At 59.3% G+C, this 7,664-nt stretch carries 8 protein-coding genes; 6 read left to right on the top strand and 2 right to left on the bottom strand.

Annotated features, from left to right (window positions below; translation table 11 throughout):
* The 6 genes from dnaK to dcd form a co-directional block, all read left to right on the top strand.
* A partial coding sequence (gene dnaK, locus AC2VNK_RS02910; protein ID WP_486882735.1) for a molecular chaperone DnaK occupies positions 1-1,608 on the top strand: 1,608 nt, incomplete at its 5' end.
* Positions 1,609-1,674: 66 nt separating this feature from the next.
* Positions 1,675-2,811: a molecular chaperone DnaJ gene (gene dnaJ / locus AC2VNK_RS02905; RefSeq protein ID WP_486882733.1), complete on the top strand. Its 1,137-nt coding sequence runs from the start codon at positions 1,675-1,677 to the stop codon at positions 2,809-2,811.
* Complete coding sequence (gene dapB / locus AC2VNK_RS02900) at positions 2,811-3,641, top strand: 4-hydroxy-tetrahydrodipicolinate reductase (protein ID WP_291522463.1); 831 nt, start codon at positions 2,811-2,813, stop codon at positions 3,639-3,641. The genes dnaJ and dapB overlap by 1 nt, the downstream gene beginning before the upstream one ends.
* Before the next feature lie 28 nt (positions 3,642-3,669).
* Positions 3,670-3,984, top strand: a complete 315-nt coding sequence (locus AC2VNK_RS02895) for an antibiotic biosynthesis monooxygenase family protein (protein ID WP_291522461.1) — start codon at positions 3,670-3,672, stop codon at positions 3,982-3,984.
* A 14-nt stretch (positions 3,985-3,998) separates the two neighbouring features.
* Positions 3,999-5,075 (top strand): iron-sulfur cluster carrier protein ApbC, encoded by a 1,077-nt coding sequence (apbC, locus tag AC2VNK_RS02890; RefSeq protein ID WP_291522459.1) that lies wholly within the window; start codon positions 3,999-4,001, stop codon positions 5,073-5,075.
* Between the two features lie 29 nt (positions 5,076-5,104).
* Entirely contained in the window at positions 5,105-5,671 is a 567-nt protein-coding gene (dcd, locus tag AC2VNK_RS02885; protein ID WP_291522457.1) for a dCTP deaminase, read from the top strand.
* A gap of 7 nt (positions 5,672-5,678) precedes the next feature.
* Here dcd and AC2VNK_RS02880 read toward each other — a convergent pair whose 3' ends face one another.
* Together AC2VNK_RS02880 and AC2VNK_RS02875 are read right to left on the bottom strand one after the other, a co-directional pair.
* Positions 5,679-6,755, bottom strand: a complete 1,077-nt coding sequence (locus tag AC2VNK_RS02880; protein ID WP_486882732.1) for an oxidoreductase — start codon at positions 6,753-6,755, stop codon at positions 5,679-5,681.
* Between the two features lie 145 nt (positions 6,756-6,900).
* The coding region (locus AC2VNK_RS02875) for an APC family permease (RefSeq protein WP_486882731.1) at positions 6,901-7,664 on the bottom strand (764 nt) is incomplete at its 5' end.

The following is a 7,664-nucleotide window of genomic DNA, read 5'->3' as shown; positions in this document are numbered from 1 at the left end:
GATGCCTGGGTGGAAGTGCGCGATAAGAAGTATTCCGCGCAGCAGATTTCTGCCTTCATCCTGCAGAAGATGAAGAAGACGGCCGAAGATTATCTTGGCGAAAAGGTCAGCGAAGCGGTCATCACCGTGCCTGCCTACTTTAATGACGCGCAGCGTCAGGCGACCAAGGATGCGGGCCGTATCGCCGGTCTGGAGGTCAAGCGCATTATCAATGAACCGACTGCGGCGGCGCTGGCCTTTGGCGAAGACAAGAAGCCCGGCGACAGCAAAATTGCGGTGTACGACCTGGGTGGTGGCACCTTCGATATCTCCATCATCGAGATCGCCGAAATGGAGGGTGAGCACCAGTTTGAAGTGCTCTCCACCAATGGCGACACCTTCCTCGGCGGCGGTGATTTTGACAACCGCGTCATCAATTACCTGGCAGACTCCTTCAAGGCGGAATCGGGTATCGATCTGCGTGGCGACCGTCTGGCTATGCAGCGTCTGAAGGAGGCGGCCGAGAAGGCGAAGATCGAGTTGTCTTCGGCGCAGCAGACCGACGTCAACCTGCCCTTTATCACCGCGGATCAGAGCGGACCGAAGCATCTGAACATGAAGCTGACCCGCGCCAAGCTGGAGTCGCTGGTGGAGGATCTGATCGACCGCAGCATGGCGCCCTGTCGGGTGGCCATGAAGGACGCCAATCTGGCGACGAGCCAGATCACCGACGTGATTCTGGTGGGTGGTCAGAGCCGGATGCCCAAGGTGCAGGAGAAGGTCAAAGATTTCTTCGGTCAGGATCCGCGTAAGGATGTGAACCCTGACGAGGCCGTGGCCATCGGCGCGGCCATCCAGGGCGCGGTGTTGTCCGGTGAAAAGAAAGACGTGCTGTTGATGGACGTGACGCCGTTGTCCCTTGGCATTGAGACCCTGGGCGGCGTGATGACCAAGCTGATCGAGAAGAACACCACCATCCCGACCCGCAAGTCGCAGATTTTCTCGACGGCGGAGGATAATCAGTCGGCGGTGACGGTGCATGTGTTGCAGGGTGAGCGCGAGCTGGCGCGGGATAACAAGTCGCTGGCGCGTTTTGATCTGGCCGATATTGCCAACGCCCCACGGGGCATGCCGCAGATCGAAGTGACCTTCGACATCGACGCCAACGGCATCCTCCATGTCTCGGCCAAGGACAACCAGACCGGCAAGGAGCAGTCCATCAAGATCACCGCAAGTTCTGGTCTGTCCGAGGAAGAAATCAAGCGGATGATTCAGGAGGCTGAGGCCCACGCTGCGGATGACAAGAAGGCGCGTGCGCTGATCGAGGCGCGCAACGAGGCGGACGCCAGCATGCACGGCGCGCGCAAGGCGGTGGAGGAACATGCCGCGGCACCTGAGCACGACAAGACCAAGGTGACGGAAGCGATCACCGCGGTGGAAGAAGCCACTAAGGGTGAGGATGTGGAAGCGATCAAGGGAGCTGTCGCCACCTTGATGGCCGCCATGTCGGCATTGTTGCAGAGTGCCGCCGCCAGTCAGGCGCAGGCAGAACCTGGTGCGGGTGCCCAGGGCAATGCCAAGCCGGACGACGTGGTGGATGCCGAGTTCGAAGAAGTCGACAAGAAGTAAAATTACCATCGGTCGCGAGGGGGCAGGGTTTGTTATCCTGTCCCCTTGCCCGTTTCAGGAAAGAAGATGGCTACACGGGATTACTACGAAGTACTGGAAATTACCCGCACGGCAGACGACGGCGAGATCAAGAAGTCTTACCGGCGTCTGGCCATGCGTTATCATCCGGATCGCAATCCGGGTGATGCAAGTGCTGAGGATCGCTTTAAGGAAATCAGCGCCGCCTACGAAGTGCTCTCCGACCCGCAGAAACGGCAGGCCTATGATCGATTTGGCCATGCCGGGGTGAATGGTGGTGGCGGCGGGCAGGGTGCCGGCTTTGGGGGCTTTGGTGGCGGCGGTGGGGGGTTCGGCGACGTTTTCAGCGATCTCTTCGAGCAGGCTTTTGGCGGTGGTTTTCGCGGCCAGGATTCGGGGCGGGGCGCCGATCTGCGTTACGAACTGGAGCTTACGCTGGAAGAAGCGGCTCTGGGTAAAGAAGTCACCATTCAGATTCCCAGTTCAGCCACTTGCGAGCTGTGTCACGGCAGCGGCGCCAAGCCGGGCAGTGCGGTGGAGGATTGCACGACCTGTGGTGGTCGCGGTCAGGTACGGATGGTGCAGGGTTTCTTCTCGGTGACCCGCCCCTGCCCGCAGTGCAACGGCAGCGGCAAGGTCATCAAAGAGCCCTGCACGAACTGCCATGGTCATGGTCGGGTCCGCAAGAACCGCGATTTGCAGGTCAAAGTTCCCGCCGGATTGGATACGGGGGATCGTATCCGTCTGAGCGGTGAGGGCGAAGCGGGAGAGCGGGGCGGTCCGTCGGGAGACCTGTATATTCAGGTGCGGGTGTTGCCGCATGCGCTCTTTGAGCGGGACGGCGACGATCTGCACTGTGCGGTGCCGGTCCACTTTACGACCATGGCCATGGGCGGCGAGCTGGAAGTGCCGACCCTGACCGGGCGCGCCAAGGTGCAGATTGCTCCGGGTACGCAGTCGGGCGCAGTATTCCGTCTGCGCGGCAAGGGCATCAAGGGGGTGCGCAGCAAGCTCAATGGCGATCTGCATTGTCAGGTCCAGGTGGAGGTGCCGGTACATCTCTCCGCCCGGCAAAAAGAGTTGCTGGAGGAGTTCGCCCGGGAAGGCGGCGATAACATCCAGCACCCCCAGCAGGAAAGCTGGTGGAATAAGGCCAAAGACTTTTTTGACCGGATGGGTCTTTGATGACCGGGGCATGGCGCGTTGGCGTTACGGCGGTGGCGGGCCGCATGGGGCGGGCCTTGGTGCAGGCCATTGTCGCTCATCCTGAGCTGCAACTGGTGGCAGCCGTAGGGCGCAGCGGGGCTGCTTATCTGGGGGAAGACGCTGGCCGTTTGGCGGGCGTTCAGGCTTTGGGCCTGCCGGTCACCGCGGATCTCGCGGGCGCGCTGGCGGATCTGGACGTGCTGATTGAATTTGGTCCGGTAGAGGCCGCTCTGGCGCATGTCGCGGCCTGTGTGGCGGCAGCGAAGCCGGTCGTGGTGGGCACGACGGGGTTTTCCGTGACCCAGCGCGCGGAACTGGAAAACGCCAGCCGACATATTCCGCTGGTGCTGGCGCCGAATATGAGTGTCGGTGTCAACGTGTTGCTGGCCTTTTTGCCCGCCATCACCGCAGCCCTCGGCGAGGGCTATGATGTGGAGATTGTCGAGGCTCACCATCGCCAGAAGATAGATGCACCTTCCGGTACCGCGCTGGCTCTGGGGCGGGCGGTGGCGGTGGGGCGTGGCCAGCACCTGGACGATATCCAGTGTCTGGATCGCAATGGCATCCCCGGCCCCCGGGTGGCCAGCAGTATCGGCTTTGCGACGTTACGCGGCGCGGACGTGGTCGGTGAACATACGGTGTGGATGGCGGGGGCTGGAGAGCGTCTGGAGCTGACCCATCGTGCGGCCAGCCGTCTCAATTTTGCGGAGGGTGCCTTGCGTGCTGCCAGTTGGCTGCGGGGCAGGGCACCGGGCCTGTATGATATGCAGGAAGTTCTTGGTCTGAAGGATTTGCCTGCCCTACAATGAATACCATCTGATATATGAGGATATCATCATGCAATACGTCGTAGCGAACCGGGTTCCCGTCAAGGCGGAGTATCGTGCAGAGTTTGAGGAGCGCTTCCGGCGCCGGGCGGGCGAGGTGGATAAACAGCCGGGCTTCGTACGTATGGAGATCCTGCGTCCTGTGAACGATGACGGTCTGTATGTGGTGCTGACCCACTGGGTCGATCAGGCGGCCTTCGAGGCGTGGATGAAAAGTGCCGACTTCAAGACGGCGCATACCAACCCGTTGCCCAAAGAAGCTTTTGGTGAGGGCGGTGGTATCGAGCGCCACGAGGTGATCATCAGTTCTGAAGTATCGCGCTGAGAACGGGGAAGGTCATGACAGGATTGACGCGGGAACAGGTCGAGCAGTCACTGCGCGCGGTGCAGGACCCTTATCTGGGCAAAGATCTGGCAGCAGCAGGGGTCCTCAAGGGGGTCGATGGCTCCACCGTCAAACTGGAATTGCCTTACCCCAGCCTGGGAGTGGCCATCAGTTTGAGCGAGGAGGTGGCCCGGCAAATCCAGAATGATCATGGCATCAGCGCGCAGGTCACCGTCGGGCACCGTATTCTTTCGCATCAGGTGCAGCGTGGTGTCAAGCTGATGGAAGGCATCAAAAACATCATTGCCGTTGCCTCCGGCAAGGGTGGGGTCGGTAAATCCACCACCGCCGTCAATCTGGCGCTAGCGCTGGCCAAAGAAGGCGCCAAGGTGGGCATGCTCGACGCTGACATCTACGGCCCCAGCCAGCCGCGCATGCTGGGCATTTCCGGCAAGCCGACCAGTAAAGATGGTAAAAAAATGGAGCCCATGGAAGGACACGGTATCAAGGCGATGTCCATCGGATTTCTCATCGACGACGAAACGCCCATGGTCTGGCGCGGCCCTATGGTCATGCAGGCGCTGGAGCAGTTGCTCTCCGACACCCGCTGGGGCGAGCTGGATTATCTGGTGGTGGATCTGCCGCCGGGTACCGGCGATACCCAGCTCACCCTGGCGCAGAAGGTGCCGGTCTCCGGTGCGGTGATCGTCACGACGCCACAGGACATTGCCTTGCTGGACGCCCGCAAGGGTCTGAAGATGTTTGAGAAAGTGGGCGTGCCTATTCTCGGTATCATCGAGAACATGAGTTTTTATATCTGCCCGAAGTGCGGTAACGAGGACGATATTTTCGGACATGGTGGTGGTGCGGCCATGGCCGAGCAGGACGGGGTGGAATTTCTGGGGGCGATACCGCTCGACCGCAGCATTCGCAACGAAGCCGATAACGGCGCGCCGACGGTGGTGGCACAACCGGATTCCCGTCTTGCCAAAATCTATCTGGAACTCGCGCGTCATGTAGCGGGGCGGGTAGCCATCCAGGCCGTCGATCACAGCCACAAGTTCCCCAATATCGTCGTCCAGAACCGCTGATTCCCAGCCGCTTACAGGAAGTCTCCGCCATGAGCATCAAATCCGATCGCTGGATCCGTCACATGGCGGAAAATCACGGGATGATCGAACCCTTTTCACCGCGCCAGGTGCGGCACATCGAGGGAAACCCCATTATCTCCTACGGTCTGTCTTCCTATGGGTACGATATCCGTTGTGCCGGGGAGTTCAAAGTCTTCACCAATGTCCGCAGTGTAATTGTCGATCCCAAGAATTTCAGTGAAGATTCTTTTGTCGATTTTACCGGGGATACCTGCATTATCCCGCCGAATTCTTTCGCCCTGGCGCGCACGCTGGAATACTTCCGTATCCCGCGTAATGTGCTGACCATTTGTCTGGGTAAATCCACCTATGCCCGTTGCGGCATCATCGTCAATGTCACCCCTTTTGAGCCGGAGTGGGAAGGCTATGTGACCCTGGAATTCTCCAATACGACGCCCTTACCCGCGAAAATCTATGCGAATGAGGGCGTGGCGCAGGTGCTCTTTTTGGAGTCGGACGAGGTCTGCGAAGTGTCTTATGCCGACCGCGGCGGCAAGTATCAGGGCCAGAGTGGCGTAACCCTACCGAAGGCTTGAAAGCGGATCAGGGTAAAGGCTCTTTGGTATAGGCGATATTGGCCTGCTCGGAGGAGTAGGCATCCATCCTTTTGTTGGCGCGCAGATCATTCACCCAGTGGGGATTGAGTAACAGGGATTTGCCCGAGAGAATCATATCGGCATCCGCCAGCGCTGCCTCGGCGGTGTCCCGATCATGAATATTGCCACAGATCAACAATGGTTTCCGGGTGGCGCTACGGGTCAACTGTGCCATATTTTTGCCGGTCCCGAAGGCCTCGTCGCCAAAGCGATAGGTGGATACCGAAATGGCGTCGATGGGGAGTTGATCCAGGAGTCGAATCACCTCTGTCCATTCGTCGGCATTGGCGAACAGGGAAACTTCCATATCCGCAACACCCCAGTTGGATATCCGGAAAAAGAGCAGTTTGTCAGCAGGCACATGCGGACGCACGGCCTCTATGATTTCACGGGCAAAGCGGAAGCGGTTTTCGACGCTGCCACCATAGTTATCTGCACGCTGATTGCTGTAGGCGGACAGAAACGCATTGATCAGGTAACCGTGTGCGCCGTGAATTTCTATACCATCGAATCCAGCCGCAATGCCCCCTTTAACCGTTTCGACGAAACCCTGAATGACATGCGCAATGTCAAAGGACGACATCACGTCGGGCATGGGGTACGGCGCGCTGGTCAGCGGGTTGTTCTGTTTGGGGATCAATGCGCTGGGTGCGATAGTGCGTTCGGCGGGATTAACTTCATTCCAGGCTATTCTGCCGCAATGAAAAATTTGCAGCACCGATACGCTGCCCGCAGCACGGATTTTTGCGTTGACCTGCGCCCAGGTATCAATTTGCCGCTGCGTGGTTAACCGCGCCTGGCCGGGATAGCCCTGGGCGCTCTCATAATCGCTGACGATGGCTTCTGTGGTGATGAGTGCGACATCGTTTTCGGCGCGCCGGATCAGGAAATCCAATACATCCTGACGGGGAATGCTGTCCTTTTCCGATGACATGCGGGTCATCGGCGCCAGCCCGATGCGGTTTTTCAGGGTGTAGCATCCCATTTTGAGAGGAGAAAAAAGATCTTTGCTGGTTTGGGACATTGGCGATTTCCTTATGCGTTGGCAACTTGCCGATACGGACCGGCTGGAAGATTACCTGAGTAAGATACCATGTGGTCGGTATGTTTCCTAGCGGGCGCCGGGAGACTCCCCCAGATTTCGGGATGGGTAACCGGCGTGGTCAGGCTTATGGTTCGTCCACGGCAACAAGGATATGCCGCAAGCGCTCCGGCCGAAACGCCGCCCAGTAGAGTCCCCAGAAAAAAACAACCATCACCAGCGCGATAAACAGCAGGGTGGCCGCGCCTTCACCGCCGACGGGCAAGGGCCAGAGGCTGACCGCCATCACTTTGATCAGAAGCGGCAGGCTGATGCCGGCGATGATCAGGCTGAGCCAGCGCCAGGCATAGTGCTGGCGGAACAGGAACCAGGGTGTGGCGATGTTGGCTAGGCCATAAATCAGCAGAAAGGCCAGCCCGGTAAAGGTGCCAAAGGTGCCGACCACCGATAATATGGGGATTTTCCACAGGGTAACCACCGCCATACTGATGAGCACGATGATGGCGAGTACCCGCAACGCCCGCGCCGGGATGCCGTGGTGTAGGTCCCGGTGATGGAAGAAACGCGGGATGACCCCGTGTCCGGCCATACTGTAAAGAATCCGCGAGATACTGTTGAGGGTGGCAATAGTGGCGGAAAATGCCGCCGTCGCCATGGCGAGATCGGAGAAAATGCCGAGCCAGGGATGCCCGATGGCCTTAGCGATGGCATTGAGCGGGGCTGCACTGTGGCCCAGAGGGGTAGGGAGGTGGGCAAAAGCCAGCACCTCGATATAGGCCATGGCGACGAAAAACCCACCGACCATCAGCACGGAAAGCACCATGACGCGCGGGATGGCGGTGCGCGCCGCGCTGGTTTCACCTGCCAGATTTCCTGCCGTCTCAAAGCCGC

It is taken from the genome of Acidithiobacillus sp. TH-A35 (genome assembly GCF_057473505.1).
The sequence above is the reverse complement of the archived record's forward strand: the minus strand, read 5'-3'. Positions and strand labels throughout refer to the sequence as shown.

What these genes read in the sequence shown, in the direction of transcription:
- dnaJ (WP_486882733.1), top strand. Translation starts at nt 1,675, where the DNA reads ATGGCTACACGGGATTACTACGAAGTACTGGAAATTACCCGCACGGCA.
- dapB (WP_291522463.1), top strand. Translation starts at nt 2,811, where the DNA reads ATGACCGGGGCATGGCGCGTTGGCGTTACGGCGGTGGCGGGCCGCATG.
- AC2VNK_RS02895 (WP_291522461.1), top strand. Translation starts at nt 3,670, where the DNA reads ATGCAATACGTCGTAGCGAACCGGGTTCCCGTCAAGGCGGAGTATCGT.
- apbC (WP_291522459.1), top strand. Translation starts at nt 3,999, where the DNA reads ATGACAGGATTGACGCGGGAACAGGTCGAGCAGTCACTGCGCGCGGTG.
- dcd (WP_291522457.1), top strand. Translation starts at nt 5,105, where the DNA reads ATGAGCATCAAATCCGATCGCTGGATCCGTCACATGGCGGAAAATCAC.
- AC2VNK_RS02880 (WP_486882732.1), bottom strand. Translation starts at nt 6,755, where the DNA reads ATGTCCCAAACCAGCAAAGATCTTTTTTCTCCTCTCAAAATGGGATGC.